At 68.1% G+C, this 16,399-nt stretch carries 14 protein-coding genes and 1 tRNA gene; 12 read left to right on the forward strand and 3 right to left on the reverse strand.

Annotated elements, in window-relative coordinates; all coding sequences use genetic code 11:
- Positions 1 to 1,286, reverse strand: a 1,286-nt coding sequence (locus C1A38_RS28210; protein WP_233197074.1) for a glycosyltransferase family 87 protein, incomplete at its 3' end; no start/stop codon positions are given.
- Positions 1,287 to 1,358: 72 nt separating this feature from the next.
- On the opposite strand from C1A38_RS28210, the gene orn reads away from it, so the two are divergent.
- The 12 genes from orn (at position 1,359) to C1A38_RS28270 (ending at position 13,365) form a co-directional block, all read left to right on the forward strand.
- Positions 1,359 to 1,949, forward strand: a complete 591-nt coding sequence (orn, locus tag C1A38_RS28215) for an oligoribonuclease (RefSeq protein WP_081476034.1) — start codon at positions 1,359 to 1,361, stop codon at positions 1,947 to 1,949.
- An 89-nt stretch (positions 1,950 to 2,038) separates the two neighbouring features.
- Positions 2,039 to 2,111: transfer RNA gene (locus C1A38_RS28220), tRNA-His, on the forward strand.
- Positions 2,112 to 2,590: 479 nt separating this feature from the next.
- Positions 2,591 to 3,793 carry a dipeptidase gene (locus C1A38_RS28225; RefSeq protein ID WP_102660735.1) on the forward strand — a complete coding sequence of 401 codons (1,203 nt, stop codon included), beginning with the start codon at positions 2,591 to 2,593 and terminating at the stop codon, positions 3,791 to 3,793.
- Positions 3,794 to 3,795: 2 nt separating this feature from the next.
- A complete protein-coding gene (locus tag C1A38_RS28230; RefSeq protein WP_233197076.1) occupies positions 3,796 to 5,418 on the forward strand; it encodes an ABC transporter substrate-binding protein in 1,623 nt (540 codons plus the stop codon).
- Between the two features lie 30 nt (positions 5,419 to 5,448).
- Positions 5,449 to 6,402: an ABC transporter permease gene (locus tag C1A38_RS28235; protein ID WP_102660736.1), complete on the forward strand. Its 954-nt coding sequence runs from the start codon at positions 5,449 to 5,451 to the stop codon at positions 6,400 to 6,402.
- A gap of 43 nt (positions 6,403 to 6,445) precedes the next feature.
- Positions 6,446 to 7,327, forward strand: a complete 882-nt coding sequence (locus tag C1A38_RS28240; RefSeq protein WP_233197075.1) for an ABC transporter permease — start codon at positions 6,446 to 6,448, stop codon at positions 7,325 to 7,327.
- 3 nt (positions 7,328 to 7,330) lie between these two features.
- A complete protein-coding gene (locus C1A38_RS28245) occupies positions 7,331 to 8,512 on the forward strand; it encodes a M24 family metallopeptidase (protein ID WP_102660738.1) in 1,182 nt (393 codons plus the stop codon).
- Positions 8,509 to 9,345 (forward strand): alpha/beta fold hydrolase, encoded by an 837-nt coding sequence (locus C1A38_RS28250; RefSeq protein ID WP_102660739.1) that lies wholly within the window; start codon positions 8,509 to 8,511, stop codon positions 9,343 to 9,345. The genes C1A38_RS28245 and C1A38_RS28250 overlap by 4 nt, the downstream gene beginning before the upstream one ends.
- Complete coding sequence (locus tag C1A38_RS28255) at positions 9,342 to 10,325, forward strand: ABC transporter ATP-binding protein (protein ID WP_013731908.1); 984 nt, start codon at positions 9,342 to 9,344, stop codon at positions 10,323 to 10,325. Before C1A38_RS28250 ends, C1A38_RS28255 begins: the two co-directional genes overlap by 4 nt.
- Positions 10,309 to 11,298, forward strand: coding sequence for an ABC transporter ATP-binding protein (locus C1A38_RS28260; protein WP_102660740.1), 990 nt, complete (start codon positions 10,309 to 10,311; stop codon positions 11,296 to 11,298). Before C1A38_RS28255 ends, C1A38_RS28260 begins: the two co-directional genes overlap by 17 nt.
- A gap of 35 nt (positions 11,299 to 11,333) precedes the next feature.
- A complete protein-coding gene (locus C1A38_RS28265; RefSeq protein ID WP_199180355.1) occupies positions 11,334 to 12,536 on the forward strand; it encodes a dipeptidase in 1,203 nt (400 codons plus the stop codon).
- 82 nt (positions 12,537 to 12,618) lie between these two features.
- Positions 12,619 to 13,365: a GntR family transcriptional regulator gene (locus tag C1A38_RS28270; protein WP_102660741.1), complete on the forward strand. Its 747-nt coding sequence runs from the start codon at positions 12,619 to 12,621 to the stop codon at positions 13,363 to 13,365.
- A 102-nt stretch (positions 13,366 to 13,467) separates the two neighbouring features.
- Here C1A38_RS28270 and C1A38_RS28275 read toward each other — a convergent pair whose 3' ends face one another.
- Both C1A38_RS28275 and C1A38_RS28280 read right to left on the reverse strand, forming a co-directional pair.
- Positions 13,468 to 14,796: a L,D-transpeptidase gene (locus C1A38_RS28275; protein WP_102660742.1), complete on the reverse strand. Its 1,329-nt coding sequence runs from the start codon at positions 14,794 to 14,796 to the stop codon at positions 13,468 to 13,470.
- A 125-nt stretch (positions 14,797 to 14,921) separates the two neighbouring features.
- Positions 14,922 to 16,175, reverse strand: a complete 1,254-nt coding sequence (locus C1A38_RS28280) for a L,D-transpeptidase (RefSeq protein WP_102660743.1) — start codon at positions 16,173 to 16,175, stop codon at positions 14,922 to 14,924.
- Positions 16,176 to 16,399: the final 224 nt, after the last annotated feature.

A 16,399-nucleotide genomic window follows, 5' to 3' on the forward strand; every position in this document is an offset into this window, starting at 1 on the left:
GTTTTGGGTTGGGTGGTGGGGTGGGGGGATTTGGTGGGCTTGGTGCCGGTTCCGGTGCGGGTGCGGATGGGGAGGACGGCGAGGAGGAGCAGGCACAGCAGCACGTACGCGTTGCGTCCGACGAATTCCCAGGGGGTGTCGGTCGGCGTCGGGGCGATTCCCCAGTCGTAGAAGGAGACCACTCCGTACACGATGATGGCGCTGGTGCCGACGGCGATGGCGCCCAGCCGACGGCGGCGGCGTGCCCCCTCGGCGGTGCGTGGGTCGGTGCTCAGGGTCGCGTCGATCAGGATCACCACTGCCGGGATGAACCAGTAGATGTGGTGGGTCCAGGTGATCGGGCTGATCAACGCCGCTACCAGGCCGGTCAGGGTCAGCCCGGTGAGCGTGTCGCCGGCCTGCGAGGCGCGGACCGCGCGCCACAGTCCGTACCCGACGATCGCCGCGACCAGCGGCAGCCAGATCAGGCGGCTCGGCTCTTCCGGTGCGGAAAGCCGGCTCAGCAGCCCGAACAGCGACTGGTTGCCGGTGTAGTCGGTGCGGCCGACACGGTCGGTGGCCCACAACTCGTGCGTCCAGAACCGCCACGAGTCCCCGGGCGCGACCGCGGCAGCGAGCAGGGTCGCTCCGGCGGCGGTCGCGGTGGCCACCGCAGCGGCCCGCCACCGCCGGGTCGCCAGCAGGTAGACCACGAAGATGCCCGGGAACAGCTTGAGCGCCGCCGCCAACCCGATGCCCACGCCGGCCCACCGGCTGTCCCGGGGTACGGCGAACAGCAGGTCGGCCAGGATCAGCACCACCAACAGCATGTTGATCTGGCCGAAGGTGATGGTTTCCCGGGTGCTCTCCACCCCCAGGACGAACAGTGCCCCCACCGCCAGGGTGAACAGGTACGGCAGCCGGTGTCGACTGAGCACCGGATCGAGCAGCCATTTCGTGGTGACCAGTACGCCCAACAGGGTCAACCCGGTGAAGATCGCCACCGTGACCCCGAGCTTGAGGTGACCGAAGGGCAGCAGTAGGAGCGCGGCGAACGGGGGATAGGTGAAGTACAACTCGCCCTGTACCCGATCGGGCTGCACGTAGTCGTAGAGGGGGTTGCCGGCGGCCCACCAGTCCATCGCCGACATGTAGATCTTCAGATCGAAGAAGTTGTGCACCCTGCCGGGCAGGTAGAGGGCCGGTAGCGCGGCCGCGACAACCAACACGCTGAGTATCCGCCGGTCCCGGCGGGCACCAGGGTCCGCTACATCGACGGTACGGGGTGTGGCGGGATCGGCGGGCACGGGAAAACCCTAGCGGTCGCTCGGCCCGGCGGCGTGCAGCCACGAGGCTTGGGCTGCGCGTAGGCTGTCCCGGTGGCTGATCTTCTTGTCTGGATCGACTGTGAGATGACCGGGCTGGACCTCGGCAGCGACAAGCTGATCGAGGTTGCCGCGTTGGTCACCGATCCTGATCTCAACGTGCTTGGTGACGGTGTGGATGTGGTGATCCACGCGGACGACGCGGCGCTGGACGCCATGCCGGAGATCGTCCGGACGATGCACGGCAAGTCCGGGCTCACCGAGGAGGTACGCCGCTCCACGGTCACCCTGGCCGAGGCCGAGGACATGGTCCTCGACTACGTCAGCCGGCACGTGAAGGATCCCCGTACCGCCCCGCTGTGCGGCAACTCCATCGCCACCGACCGGGGGTTCATCGCCCGGGACATGCCCCGCCTCGACGCCCACCTGCACTACCGCATGATCGACGTGTCCTCGATCAAGGAGCTGTGCCGGCGCTGGTATCCGCGGGTGTACTTCGGCCAGCCGCAGAAGGGCCTGGCACACCGTGCCCTGGCCGACATCCGGGAGAGCATCCGGGAGCTGGAGTACTACCGGCGTACCATCTTCGTGCCGCTGCCCGGGCCGGACGTGGACACCGCCAAGGGCATCGCAGCCGGGCTCTGAACCACCCCGTAACCCGCTGGACGCGCTCGACAGTGGTGGGGGTATGATTTCTTCGCACCGCTCGGGTGAAGACCGGGCGTGGCGGCATGGTGGCTGTAGCTCAGTTGGCAGAGCACCGGGTTGTGGTCCCGGTTGTCGTGGGTTCAATTCCCATCAGTCACCCAGTCAGTGGATCAGATCCACAAGCTCAGGCCCCCTCTCGCAGGGGGCCTGAGCTTTTTTGTGCCCAGCGCGGCGGAGACGCGGTGCCCAGGCACGGGCCGAGTTCCCAGCGCGGGCCGACTGCTCAGGCGTTGGCCGATTGCTCAGCGCGAATGGTGCCGCCGTGCCAAGGTCAGACCATCTCGGCGGCGTGGTCCGCCCGGTTCTCCACCAGTCCCGCGCCAATGGTCTGACCACCTACCAATAATCAGTGATCCGGTCGGTCGGGATCCGCTGTTCGGTCGGCGGGTCTCAGGCGTTCGGTGTCCGCCGCATCAGCCGCCCGAATATCCGTCTTGACCTGCGGGAACTTTGCTGGTTCCGGATAACGAACGGGTCACGGAGTCTTACCTGACATGAACTTTCCTCGGTAGGTTGCAGCAAGGCATGAGGTCGGACCTCATTCCTCGTGCCTCTTAGCTGACGAGGTGAGTTGACGAGTGCAGGAACCCGCCCCCCGGTACGCCGGATACCAGTCCTTCGACTACTTGACGCCGCACGTTGACTACAAGGTCTTCGAGCTGGCTCCGCAGCTCGGCCGCGTGCCGGAGCACGATCTGGGTCTCAACGCCGAGCAGTACGCCCGGGTGGCCCGGCTGCTCCAGGAGCACATGGCCATCTCGCTGCACGAGCACCCGAAGATCCTGCCGGCCGACGTGACGCAGCTGCGCGACTACAACCGCACCGGCCGCAACTCGTTCGGCTTCGAGGGCCTGGCCCGCTCCGGTCTGACCGCGGTGTTCGACAACTTCATGAACGGCACCGGCTGCGTGACAAGTGAGCACGCCTGGAAGTGGGACGACGTCATCTACGACATCGGTCTGCGCTTCGCCGACATCGCCAAGCAGGACCACGTGGTGGTGGCGACCACGTTGGAACAGATCTTCGAGGCCAAGCGCAACGGCCAGATCGCCCTGGTGGCGGGTCTGGAAGCGGCCACGATGATCGAGAACGAGCTGGACCGGATCGACATCCTCTACGGCTTCGGCGTACGCCAGATGGGCATCGCGTACAGCCAGGCGAACATGCTCGGATCCGGCCTCTCCGAGGACCGCGACGGCGGCCTGACCCACTTCGGGCGGCGCGCGGTGGACCGGATGAACAAGCTCGGTATCGCCATCGACATCTCGCACTCCGGCGACCAGACCTCGCTGGATGTGATCGAGGCCAGTCGGGTGCCGGTGTTCATCACCCACGCCGGTGCCCGTTCGGTCTGGAACACCCCTCGGATGAAGCCGGACGAGGTGATCCGGGCCTGCGCCGAGCGTGGTGGCGTGATCGGCATCGAGGCCGCTCCGCACACCACCCTCTCGGCGGGCCACCCACACCATTCGATCGAGTCGGTGATGGACCACTTCACGTACTGCGTGGAGCTGGTCGGCATCGACCACGTCGCGTTCGGCCCGGACACCAACTTCGGTGACCACGTCGGGCTGCACGACAGCTTTACCCAGCACCTGGCGATCGGTAAGGCCCACGGGGTGGTGGACCACCCGCGGGTTCCGTACGTGAGCGGCATGGAGAACCCGGCGGAGTGCTTCAGCAACATCGTCGGGTGGTTGGTCACGCACGGTTACTCCGACGACGAGATCGCCAAGGTCATCGGCGGCAACATCATCCGGGTTCTTCAGGAGGTTTGGTGAAAATGGCAGTGAAGGGTCGTTGGCGGCTCGCTGTCGCGCTCGGCGTGGTGGCCACGCTGGGTGTGTCTGGCTGCGGCCTGAACGAGGACAACAACTCGTCCTCCGGCAACTCGTCGTCGGAGACGGTGCTGCGGATCGGCACCACCACCGACGTCAGCAACTTCAACCCGCTCCAGTCGCTCAGCAAGACCGACTCGTGGATTCTCAACGCGATGTACCCGCACCTGCTGCGGATCGACGAGAACGCGCAGAAGGCCCCGGAGCTGGCCAAGGAGTACCGCTACGAGGATGACGGCAAGACCGCCGTCTTCGTGCTGCGCGACGACTTCAAGTGGTCCGACGGCAAGCCGGTCGTCGCCGACGACGTGAAGTTCAGCGCCGAGAAGATCATGGAGTACAAGCTCGGCAACGTCGCGGCCAAGCTGACCTGGGTCGAGTCGGTCGAGGCCCCGGACGCGACCACAGTCAAGTTCAAGCTCTCCCAGCCGTACGCGCCGTTTGCCGAGGGCGTCGGCTTCTGGATGGCCGTCGTACCGAAGCACATCTTCGAGCCGGCCGGCGACCTCTCCAAGTTCGCCAACGACTCGAACTGGGTCGGTGCCGGACCGTTCGTGCTGGACAGTGTGACCAAGGGCCAGCGCTACGTGATGAAGCGCAACGAGCACTACCCGCTCGCGCCGGGTGGCAAGGCCGCGGTCAGCCAGGTCGAGTACCGGGTCTACCCGGACGTCAACACGATGATGCTGGCGCTGCGCAACGGCGACATCGACCTGATGGGTACCCCGGTGCCGATCTCGGCGGCGAAGACCTTCGAGGGCGACGACAAGATCAAGCTGGAGAAGGTCGGCGCGCTCGGCTTCGCCCACCTGACCTACAACATGAAGAACAAGTACCTCGCCGACCAGCAGGTCCGGCAGGCGCTGTCGATGGCGGTGGACACCAAGGCGATCATCTCCGCGGTGCTCCAGGGTGACGGCCAGCAGATGGCCGGGCCGATCTCGCCGATCTTCTCGGAGTACGACAACACCGAGCTCCAGCCGTACCCGTTCGACCCCGAGGGCGCGAAGGCCAAGCTGAGCGCGGCGGGCTACAAGGACGCCAACAACGACGGCTTCTTCGACGAGCTCTCCTTCGGCGTGGCCTGCGACCAGTCCAACGCCAACATCACCCGGGTGGTGCAGCTCTTCCGCGAGAGCGCGGCCAAGGCCGGCATCAAGCTGGAGAACGAGTGCGTCGAGCGCAACACCTTCCTCACCCGCACCAAGAACGGTGAGTACGACATCGACGCCTCGCAGTGGGGCGTGTTCGACAACCCGATGGACCAGCTGCGCAGCACCTACCTGTCCAGCAACCCGGGTGGCATCAACTACAACCTGCTCGAGTCGGCCGAGATGGACGCGCTGATCAACGACGCGGCCGGCACCACCGACCCTGAAGAGTTCAAGACCAAGATCAAGAACATTGACAAGGTCGTGCACGAGCAGGCGTACCTGACCCCGCTGTACGTGGAGAACTTCCAGTTCGCCTACAACGCCAGCAAGTTCACCGGCTTCGTCGCGTCGCCGTCGGACCTGCTCGGCATGGTCACCGCGTACTCGCTGGCCCAGGTCACTCCGGTCAAGTAACCCCAACCAGAGGGAAAGGAGGGGTCCCCCGTGCTGCGTTTCGTGCTCAGCCGAGCACTGAAGGCCGTCCTGACCGTGTGGATCGCGATCACCTCGACGTTCTTCCTGCTCCGGCTGCTGCCGGGGGACCCCACGACCCTCATGGTCGAGGGCGACATGACGCCGGAGATGCAGGCGGCACTGCTCAAGACGTACGGCCTGGACCGTCCGTTGTGGGAGCAGTACGTGTCGTACCTGCGCGAGTTGGTCCAGGGCAACCTGGGCATCTCGTTCCGGCAGATCCAACCGGTCACCGACATCATCCTCGACCGCCTGCCCTGGACGTTGCTGCTGGCCGGCAGCGCGTTCGTACTGACCGTCGCGGTCGGTATCCCGATCGGCGTGACCGCCGCCGTCAACCGGGGCAAGTGGCTCGACCGGGCGCTGCAGGGCTTCGGCATCAGCGCCAACGCGCTCTTCGTGCCCAGCGTCGCGATCCTGCTGCTCGTCTTCTTCGGGGCCCAGCTCGGCTGGTTCCCGATCGGTGGGGCGATCGACCCGGACACCCGGGGGCTGGGCGCCTACCTGAGCCTGGCCCACCACCTGGTGTTGCCGGTGCTCTCCCTGGTCCTGGTGCAACTCGGCCCGTACGCGCTGACGCTGCGGACCAACATGATCGAGGTCCTCGGTGAGGACTACATCCGCGCCGCCCAGGCGCGTGGCCTGTCGGCCCGCCGGCGGGTCTGGAAGCACGGTCTGCGCAACGCGATCCTGCCGGCGCTGACCCTGATGGGTCTGCAACTGGGCACCCTGGTCGGCGGCGCGGTGCTGACCGAGACGGTCTTCGCCTACCCCGGGGTCGGTCGGCTGATCTACGAGGCGGTGGGTCAGCAGGACTACCCGGTGATCCAGGGCGCGTTCATCATGCTCGCCGTCACGGTGGTGTTCGCCAACGCCCTGACCGACATGCTCTACGCCGTCCTCAACCCCCGGATCCGCCTGTGAGCGCGAGGCGTTTCCCCACCACCGTGAACGAAGGGAGGGTGCCGTGAGTGCCCCTGTGCTGACCGAGCCGGCACCGCCGTCGGCGCCGACGGCGTCCAAGCGGTCCTCCTGGTACGGCTACCTGCGGCAGCCCACTGTGGCGCTGTCGGTGCTGGTGCTGCTGGTGATGGTGCTGATGGCGGTCTTCGCGCCGTTGATCGCCGACGAGCCCAGCGGCGCTGGTCCGGATGTGTTGCAGTCGCCGTCGGGTGCGCACTGGTTCGGCACCGACGACCTCGGGCAGGACGTCTTCGCCCAGGTGGTCTGGGGCACCCGGACCAGTCTGGTGATCGGCCTGGCCGCCTCGCTCATCGCGCTCGCGCTGGGCACCACGATCGGTCTGGCGGCGGCGTACTTCCGGCCGATCGACGCGGTCGCCACGGTGATCACCGACGTGATGCTGGCGCTGCCCACCCTGCCCCTGATGATCATGCTGGCCGCGGTGGTAAGCCCCAGCGTGGTGACCCTGACCCTGATCATCGGGTTCTTCGCCTGGCCCGAGGTGGCCCGGCTGATCCGCTCGCAGGGGCTGGTGATCAGCGCGATGCCCTACATCGACGGGGCCCGGGTGCTCGGCGCGACCGGCTGGCGGATCGTCACCCGCGAGATCCTGCCCGCCGTCGTCTCGCTGATGATCGTCAGCGTGCTGCTCACCGCCTCCCGGGCGGTGATCTCCGAGGCCGGCCTGAGCTTCCTCGGCCTCGGTGACCCGGACGCCTGGTCCTGGGGTCGGATCCTGCTCAACGCCCAGCGCAGCGGCACCATCGCGATCGCCTGGTGGCAGACCCTCTTCCCGTCCCTGGCGATCCTGCTGCTGGTGCTCGCCGCGACCCTCGCCGGAATGCGGTTCAACGACTCCCGTGACCCCCGCCGCAACGGAGGCTGACAAGTGCGACTTCCCGACAGCTTCTACACAAGCGTCCGTGCCCGACTCAGCGAGGCGCTCGACGAGCGTGGCCTGGACGGCTTCCTGGCCACCTCGCCGCCGGAGGTCGCGTTCCTCAGCGGCTTCTTCTACATCGCCACCGAGCGACCGGTCTACCTGTGGATGCCGCGCGAGGGTGATCCGCTGCTGGTCATCCCCCGCCTCGACGAGGAGTACGCCGCGCAGCAGGGCGTCACCCTGCCGATGGTCAGCTACTTCGAGTACCCGGGTGTGGTCAGCGCCGAGGAGACCCTGGCCGCCGCGCTGTCGCGGCCCGGTGGGGCGGGACGCCGCATCGGGGTGAGCGCCGGGGTGTCGGTGGCCGCGTTCCGGGCGTTGTCCGCGGCCATCGGCGGTGCGGAACTGGTCACCACCGACGCGGTGGCGAAGCTGCGGCTGTGCAAGTTCCCCGAGGAGATCCCGTTCCACGAGGCCGCCGCCCGGATCTGCGACGAGATGCTCGCCGCCGGGCGCGGGCTGATCGAGGAGGCGCTGGCCTCCGGTGGCCCGCTGCCCCGCGAGGACGAGATCGCCCGGCACGTGATCGGTTACGGCACCGATCAGATGTACGCCCACTACGACCTGGTCGTCTACACCACCAAGCTGGCCGGGGGACTTGTCTACGCCGGCCCGAATTCGGCGCTGCCGCACGGCCTGCCGACCCGTCGGCGGGTACGACCGGGCGACACCCTGATCCTCTCCCTCGGCGCGGCGGTGGCCAGCCGTTTCGTGGAGAGCGAGCGGACCTTCATCATCGGTGAGCCCACCGCCGAACAGGTGCGCTACTACGAGGCCGACCGGCAGGCGCAGGAGGTGGGCACCCAGGCGATGGTCGCCGGGCGGACCTGCGCCGAGGTCAACAAGATCTGCCTGGACGTGCTGCGGGACCAGGGGCTGGGGGACTACATCCGGCACCGGCAGGGGCACGGCATCGGGCTGCAGAACCACGAGGCGCCGTGGGTCGAGGACGGCGACGACACCGTGCTCGCCCCCGGGATGCTGCTCTCCAGCGAACCCGGTGTCTACGTGCCCGGGCACGCCGGCTACCGCATCTCCGACACGGTCCTGGTGCAGGAAGACGGTCCGCGCCGGCTCACCGGCTACCCGCGCGACCTGGCGTCCAACATCATCGAGGGGGTCCGGTGAAAATCAACGGAGCGGAACTTGTCGTCGAGGCGTTCGGCCCCGAGGACGGCCCGGCGATGATCGTGCACCACGGCGCGCCGGGGCTGGGCTCCCGCAGCGAACCGAAGCGGTCGTTCGGTCCCTTCTCCGACCGGTTGCGGGTCATCGTCTTCGACGCCCGCGGCTCCGGCGAGTCCAGTGACGACGAGCCGTTCACCCACGAGCAGTGGGTGGCCGACGTGGACGCGATCCGGGAGCACTTCGGCTACGAGAAGATCGTCATGGCCGGCGGCTCGTACGGCGGATTCATCGCCATGGAGTACGCCATCGCGCACCCCGACCGGGTCTCCGCGTTGGTGCTGCGGGACACCGCCGCGGACACCGCGCACGACCACCTGGCGGTCGAGCGGGCCCGCAACACCGACCGCTCGGTCATCCCGGAGTGGGTCATCGACCGGATCGGCACCGGCCGCTTCGAGAGCAACGAGCAGCTGCGGGAGTACTGGCGGGCCATCCTGCCGCTCTACGATCACCAGCACGACCCGGCCAAGGACGAGGCGCGGCTGGCCGCCACCCGCTTCCACTACCGGACCCACAACGCGGCCTTCGGGCAGAACATGCCCCGGTACGACCTCAAGCCGAAGCTGCCCTCGATCACCTGCCCGACCCTGGTCACCGTGGGCCGGCACGACTGGCGTACGCCGGTGGAAGCCTCGCAGGTCATCGCCGACCTGGTGCCCAACGGTGAGCTTGTGGTCTTCGAGAACTCCGGCCACTCCCCGCAGTTGGAGGAGCCCGAGCTGTTCCAGCAGGTGGTGCGGGACTTCCTGCACCGAGCCGGAGTGCTGCGATGAGCCTGTTGGAGATCGACGACCTGCGGGTCGCGTTTCCCAGCCCGAACGGGCCGGTCAACGCGGTCAACGGGGTGTCGCTCGAAGTCGACTCCGGACGGACCCTGGCCATCCTCGGCGAATCCGGTTCCGGCAAGAGCGTCACCGCCCAGGCGGTGATGGGCATCCTCGACGTACCGCCCGCCACGGTCAGCGGATCGGTCCGGTTGCAGGGCCGGGAGCTGCTCAACCTGCCCCGCAAACAGCGGGAGCGGATCAGCGGCGAGGAGATCGGCATGGTGTTCCAGGACGCCATGGCAGCCCTCAACCCGGTCTTCACCATCGGCCACCAGATCATGGAGGTGCTGCGGGTACGCCGGGGCATGTCCCGCGCCGACGCCCGCCGCCGGGCCATCGAACTTGTCGACCGGGTACGCATCCCGGCGGCCAGGGACCGGCTGCGTGACTACCCGCACCAGTTCTCCGGTGGCATGCGCCAACGCATCATGATCGCGCTGGCCATCTCCCTGGAACCGGACCTGCTGATCGCCGACGAGCCCACCACCGCCCTGGACGTGACCGTGCAGGCCCAGGTGATGGAGCTGCTGGCGGAGATCCAACGGGACAGCGGCATGGGTCTGCTGCTGATCACCCACGACCTGGGCGTGGTGGCCGAGGTCGCCGACGAGGTGGCGGTGATGTACGCCGGCCGGATCGTCGAGCGCGGCACGGTCGAGCAGATCTTCGCCGGGCCGGCGCACCCGTACACCGAAGGGTTGCTCGCCTCGATGCCCCGGGTGGACCGGCGCGACGAGCAGCTCTACGCGATTCCCGGCGCCCCGCCGAACCCGGCCCGGCTGCCCACCGGATGTCCGTTCCACCTGCGCTGCCCCCGGGCCACCGACGAATGCCTGGTGACCCTGCCGCCGCTGCACGCGCTGCCGGCCGACCGGGCCAGCGCCTGCCACCACCACGAGGAGGTGCTCGGTGCCACCCAGCGATGACGTGGTGCTACGGGTCGAGAACCTGGTCAAGCACTTCCCCGTCAAGGGGCGCATCCCGTTCGTCTCCGGCGGGGTCGTCAAGGCCGTCGACGGCGTCTCCTTCGACCTGCGCCGCGGCGAGACCCTCGGCGTGGTGGGGGAGTCCGGCTGCGGCAAGAGCACCCTGGCGCGGATGCTCGTCGGGTTGGAACAGCCCACCTCCGGTGCGGTGCGGTTCGGCAAGTCGGTGGTGCACCAGGCCAAGGGGCGGGAGCTGCGGGCGCTGCGCCGCCGGATCCAGATCGTGCTCCAGGACCCGTACACCTCGCTGAACCCGCGCCGGACGATCCGGGAGATCCTGCTCCAGCCCTTCGAGATCCACCCGGACGTGCTGGACCGCCGACGCCGGGTCGAGCGGATCAAGGAACTGCTGGACCTGGTCGGTCTCGACGCCAGCCTGCACCTGGACCGCTACCCGCACCAGTTCTCCGGCGGTCAACGCCAACGCATCGGCATCGCCCGGGCCCTGGCCCTGAACCCCGACGTGATCGTCTGCGACGAGCCGGTCTCCGCACTTGACGTCTCCGTTCAGGCGCAGGTCGTCAACCTGCTGGAACGCCTCCAGGATGAGCTGGGCGTGGCGTACGTCTTCATCGCCCACGATCTGTCGGTGGTGCGGCACATCTCCGACCGGGTCGCCGTGATGTACCTCGGCAAGTTGGTGGAGACCGGCCCGGAGATCGACCTGTACGACTCGCCCAGGCACCCGTACACCAGCGCGCTGCTCTCCGCCGTGCCGGTGCCCGACCCGGCCGGCCGCCGACAGCGGCAGCGGATCCTGCTGGCCGGTGACCCGCCCAGCCCGGTCAACCCGCCGTCGGGTTGCCGGTTCCGGACCCGCTGCTGGCAGGCGACCGACACCTGCGCCACTACCGAACCCCCGCTGGCCACCGGTGCACATCCGGTCGCCTGCCACTATCCGCTGGCCGCGTGACGGCCGGCTACCCGTCCTGACAAGGAGAAGGTGTCTTGCTGCTAGATCCCGCCCCCCGGTACCAGGGCCACAGGTCGTACTCGTACCTGGAGCCGCACTCGGACTACCGGGTGTTCGAGCTGGCCAAGGAAGTCGGTCGGGTGCCGGAGCACGACCTCGGCCTGACCGACGCCCAGCGTGCGCGGGTGACCCGGCTGCTCACCGAGCACACCGCCATCTCGCTGCACGAACACCCGGTGATCCTGCCCGAGGACGTCCGTGAGCTGCGCGCCTACAACCGGACCGCGCGCCAGCGCACCGGCTACGAGGGTCTGGCCCGCTCCGGCCTGACCGCCGTCTTCGACAACTTCATGGCCGGCGCCTCCTGCGTGACAAGCGAGAACGGTTGGAAGTGGAACGACCTCATCTACGCCCTCGGGATGCGGATGAGTGACCTCTACAAGCAGGACCACGTCTTCCTGGCCACCTCGCTGGCCGACATCCACGCGGCCAAGCGGGACGGCCGGCTGGCGCTGGTCGCCGGGCTGGAGTGCAGCAGCCCGATCGAGAACGAACTGGACCGCATCGACATCCTGTACGGCTTCGGTGTCCGTCAGCTCGGCATCGCCTACAGCCAGGCGAACATGCTCGGCGGTGGCCTGTCCGAGAAGCACGACGGTGGGCTGACCCACTTCGGGCGGCGCGCGGTGGACCGGATGAACAAGCTCGGCATCGCCATCGACATCTCGCACTCCGGCGACCAGACCTGTCTGGACGTCATCGAGGCCAGCCGGGTGCCGGTGTTCATCACCCACGCCGGTGCCCGCGCGGTGTGGGACACCTCCCGGATGAAGCCGGACGAGGTGATCCGGGCCTGCGCCGAGCGCGGTGGCGTGATCGGCATCGAGGCCGCCCCGCACACCACGCTCTCCGAGGCGCACAAGCACCACTCGATCGAGTCGGTGATGGACCACTTCACGTACTGCGTCGACCTGGTCGGCATCGACCACGTCACCTTTGGACCGGACACGATGTTCGGTGACCACGTCGGGGTGCACAACACCTACGCCGGCAACTACGCCCACGACGCCGGCAACCGGCCGGAGCACCCTCGGGTGGAGTACGTGTCCGGCGTGGAGAACCCGGGCGAGGCGTTCGGCAACATCGTCGGCTGGCTGGTCAAGCACGACTACTCCGACGACGAGATCGCCAAGGTGATCGGCGGCAACACGATCAGGGTGCTTGAGCAGGTCTGGTGACCTTCCGGCCGATCGGCCGGGCAGGCACCGACGAACTAAACTCCCTAGGCCGTCGACGGCGGGAACGATGAGGTGAGGGTGGATGGCTCGGCGCGAAACCGCGCTACAAGCGGCGCACGGCCGACTCCGGGAGCTGATCGGCAGTGAGTTCCGCTCGGGCGACAAGCTGCCCAACGAGCGGGACCTGGCCGAGCGGCTGGAGGTCAGCCGGGCCACCGTACGCGAGGTGCTCGGCCAGCTCGCGGCCGAGGGAGTGGTGACCCGTACCTGGGGAATCGGCACCTTCGTGCACGACGGCGCCGAGCGGGTGCCGGTGTCGATCAGCGATGTCACCGCGCTGCGGGACCGGATCACCGCCTCCGGCCACCGGCCGACCCTTCAGGACGCCGCAGTCAGCCGGGCCACCTGCCCGCCTGACTGCGCGAAGGTCCTCGGGTTGGCGCCGGAGGCACCGGTGTGGCGGGTCGACCGACTCTTCGCCGTGGACGGCGTCCCCGCCGCCTGGATCCGCGACCACCTGCCGCTGAGCTTCGACGGCCGTGACCTCGACCCGTCCGGGCTGGTCAGCATCGACCTGGACATGTTCGAGTTCCTGGCCAGCGCCACCGGCATGCCGGTGTGCCGGGCCGAGATCGAACTCGCCGCCGTTCTCGCCGACGAGGAGTCGACGGCCCGGCTCGGCGTGGCGGTCGGGCATCCGTTGATCACCGCAACCCAGATCGGGTACGGCAGCAACGGCGCGGCCCTCTTCCACGGGCATTTCACGGTACGCACCGACGTGCTGACCCTGAAGCTCAGCCGAGGCGGGGACCCTCAGCCCACCCGGTGACCATGCTGCTCCGACAAACGGCCCGACGCCCGGGGACCGGTGATTGACCGGTACCCGGGCGTCGGCTCGATGGGGCGCAGCGGCTGATTCAGCGCGGCAGGCTCAGGGGGTGGCGCTGGCCGAGACGTCCGGGTCGGCCGACTCGTCCTCGGTCGTCCCGTCCTCGGTGGTCACGTCGTCTGCGGTCTCGTCGTCTGCGGTCTCGTCCTCGGCCGGCTCGTACGGCAGGGCGCTGCCCTTGACGTACTGCTCCCAGCTGACGTTCCAGTCCGTCCAGCCGTTGCCGAGCTGAAGCTTGCGCTCGGTGCCCTTGACGACGATCGGGTCGCCGACCTTCGTGTTGTTGAACAGCCAGGCACCGTTGGCCATCGACACGTTCACGCAGCCGTGCGAGACGTTCGTGGTGCCCTGCTGCCCCTCCGACCAGGGCGCGGCGTGGATGAACTCGCCACCCCAGGTCAGCCGCTGGGCGTAGTCGATCTTCGTGCGGTACCCGTCCTCCGGGCCCAGCTCGTCGAACGTGTCGAAGACCGTCTTGCGCAGCTTCTCCATCACCACCATCGTGCCGCTGGACGACGGGGTGCTCTTCTTGCCCAGGCTCACCGGGATCGTCTTGATCGTCTCGCCGTCGCGGGTGACCACCATCCGCTTGGTGCTGTTGTCCACCGTCATGACCAGCTTCGGGCCGATCTTGATGTCGACGGTCAGATCCGCCCGGCCGTACCAGCCGTCGCCCAGCGGCAGCCCACCGGCCTGCACCCGGTACGACACCTTGCTCCCGGCCTTCCAGAACTCCTTGGGCCGGTAGCGGACCTCGGTGGGGCTGACCCAGTGCCAGATGCCCTCCTGGGCCGGCGACGAGGTCACCGTCATCCGCCGCTGCACCTCGGGCCGGTACTTCTCCGGAATGGCCCGACCGAACTTCACGATCAGGGGCATGGCCACCCCGACAGTCTGGTCGTCACCGAGGAAACTGGTGATCCGGACCTGCTTGCTCGGCTGCTTCATCACGGTGAACGCGCTGGTGGCGGTCACCGGAAGGCCGTCGTCCCCGGTCGCGGTGACGGTGGCGGTGTACGACTCGCCGTACGACAACGCCTTCGCCGGCAGCCAACTCTTACCGTCCTTGGCCAGGGTGCCCTTGACCTTCTTCCCGGCGGAGTCGGTCAACTCGACCGAGGTCTTCTCGGCCTCCTGAGCGGCGAAGGTGATGGCCGTGGCCGCCGGCACGTTCTTCGCGTCCGCGGCAGGCTCGCTGATGGTCACCGACGCCTTGGCGGCCGGCTGATCGGCACCGCCCTGCCAGCCCGGCGCATTGCCGTCGCCCTTACCGCCGCTGCCCGTGCAGGCGGAGGTCAGCGCCAACGCCACGGCGAGCATCCCCGCGGCGAGCACCCCCCGCCGCCGGTTGCGCTGGTCCCGAACTCGCATGGTGTCCTCACAGTCGTGGTCCGCTGCCCATCCACATCACAGACGCATCAGCTCACGTACCCGTTGCGGAGGGTGAACCGAAACACCTGAAATTGGATGTCCGGATAGTGACATATCTGGCCCGGTCACAAGGCCGGACCGGCACCACCGTCCGGCACCGGCAGCGCGCTGCCCTTGACGAACTCCGCCCAGCTCAGATCCCACGCCGTCCACCCGTTCCCGGCTGCCAACTTACGCTCGGTGCCGGTGATGGTGATCGGGTCGCCGATCTTCGTACGCTCGAAGAGCCACCTGGCGTTCGCCATGGAGACGTTCACGCAGCCGTGGGAGACATTCTGCCGCCCCTGCACGTTCTCCGACCAGGGCGCGGCGTGGATGTACTCGCCACCCCAGGTCAGCCGCTGAGCGAACTGGATGTCGGTGACGTACCGGTTCTCCGGGTCGGGGTCGTCCATCGTGTCGAAGACCGTCGCCTCCTTCTTCTCCATCACCACCAGGGTGCCACTGGAGGAAGGGGTCTTCGTCTTGCCGAGGCTCACCGGCAGCGTCTTGATCAGCTTGCCGTTCTCGTACACCCGCATCTGCTTGTCGGAGTTCGTCACCTTCATCTCGAACGCGGAGCCGATCTTGGCGGTGGCGGTCCGGTCGACGTTTCCGTACCGGCCGTTGCTCAGCGGGATACCGGCCAGCGCGATGCGTACGGAGATCTTCGTGCCCGGCTTCCAGAACTCCGGCGCCCGGTAGTACGCCTGGGTGCCGTTGCCCACCCAGTGCCAGGCACCCGGCTGCGGCGGATCCGTCTGCACGAACATCCGCTTCTGCACCTTCGCCCGGTCCTTCTTGGCGATGCCCGGGTGGAACTCCGCCACCACCGGCATCGCCACCCCGTACGTCCGGTCGTCGAACAGGTACAACCCGGAATTGATCACCGAGGCGGGCTTGGCCATCGTGGTGAAGGTGCTGGTGCCCTCGCTGACCGAGCCGTCCGGCTGGGTGGCGCTCACCGTGGCGGTGTAGCTGGTGGACCACTTCAGCGGCGCTGACGGCACCCACGAGGAGCCGTCCGTCCGCAGCTTGCCCTTGACCTTCTTGCCGTTGTCGGTGGTCAACGTCACCTTCGTGACCTTGCCCCCGTCCGGCAACTTGGCCCCGATCTCCGCGCTGACCGGACGGTCCTTCGCACCGTCGGCCGGGCTCACCGTCAACGGCGGCCCAGCAGTCACCTCAGGGGTGCCCGGAGACGCCGAACCGGTGGCCGCCGGCTGCGTACCCTCCACGAACTGGGCCCCACTCGAATCGCTGCCGCAACCCGACAACGCCAGCGACGCCACCAGGCCCAGAACGCCCAGTAACGCCCCGGTCCGCGCGAACCTGCCCATCCCCACCCCTGTCTCACGCACCTGGCGGACATCGTGCCGTACCAGAGCCATCCGGCATCAGCCCGTCCCAAGCCTTGTGCGTGCTTGGTGCCGAATGTCCGCACAACGTCGGCCGAAGGGATGACCCGGGTATCGGATTGGAACCCGGATCGCGGACCGTGCTAATGTCCTCCCCGTTGCCAACGAGCGCCGCTAGCTCAACTGGCAGAGCAGCGGACTCTTAA

Origin of the sequence: Verrucosispora sp. ts21, from assembly GCF_002879555.1 — a bacterium.
GTDB lineage: Bacteria > Actinomycetota > Actinomycetes > Mycobacteriales > Micromonosporaceae > Micromonospora > Micromonospora gifhornensis.

Excerpts from the sequence above, each read along its gene's own strand:
- C1A38_RS28230 (WP_233197076.1), top strand. The coding sequence starts at position 3,796 with ATGGCAGTGAAGGGTCGTTGGCGGCTCGCTGTCGCGCTCGGCGTGGTG.
- C1A38_RS28255 (WP_013731908.1), top strand. The coding sequence starts at position 9,342 with ATGAGCCTGTTGGAGATCGACGACCTGCGGGTCGCGTTTCCCAGCCCG.
- C1A38_RS28270 (WP_102660741.1), top strand. The coding sequence starts at position 12,619 with ATGGCTCGGCGCGAAACCGCGCTACAAGCGGCGCACGGCCGACTCCGG.
- C1A38_RS28275 (WP_102660742.1), bottom strand. The coding sequence starts at position 14,796 with ATGCGAGTTCGGGACCAGCGCAACCGGCGGCGGGGGGTGCTCGCCGCG.
- C1A38_RS28280 (WP_102660743.1), bottom strand. The coding sequence starts at position 16,175 with ATGGGCAGGTTCGCGCGGACCGGGGCGTTACTGGGCGTTCTGGGCCTG.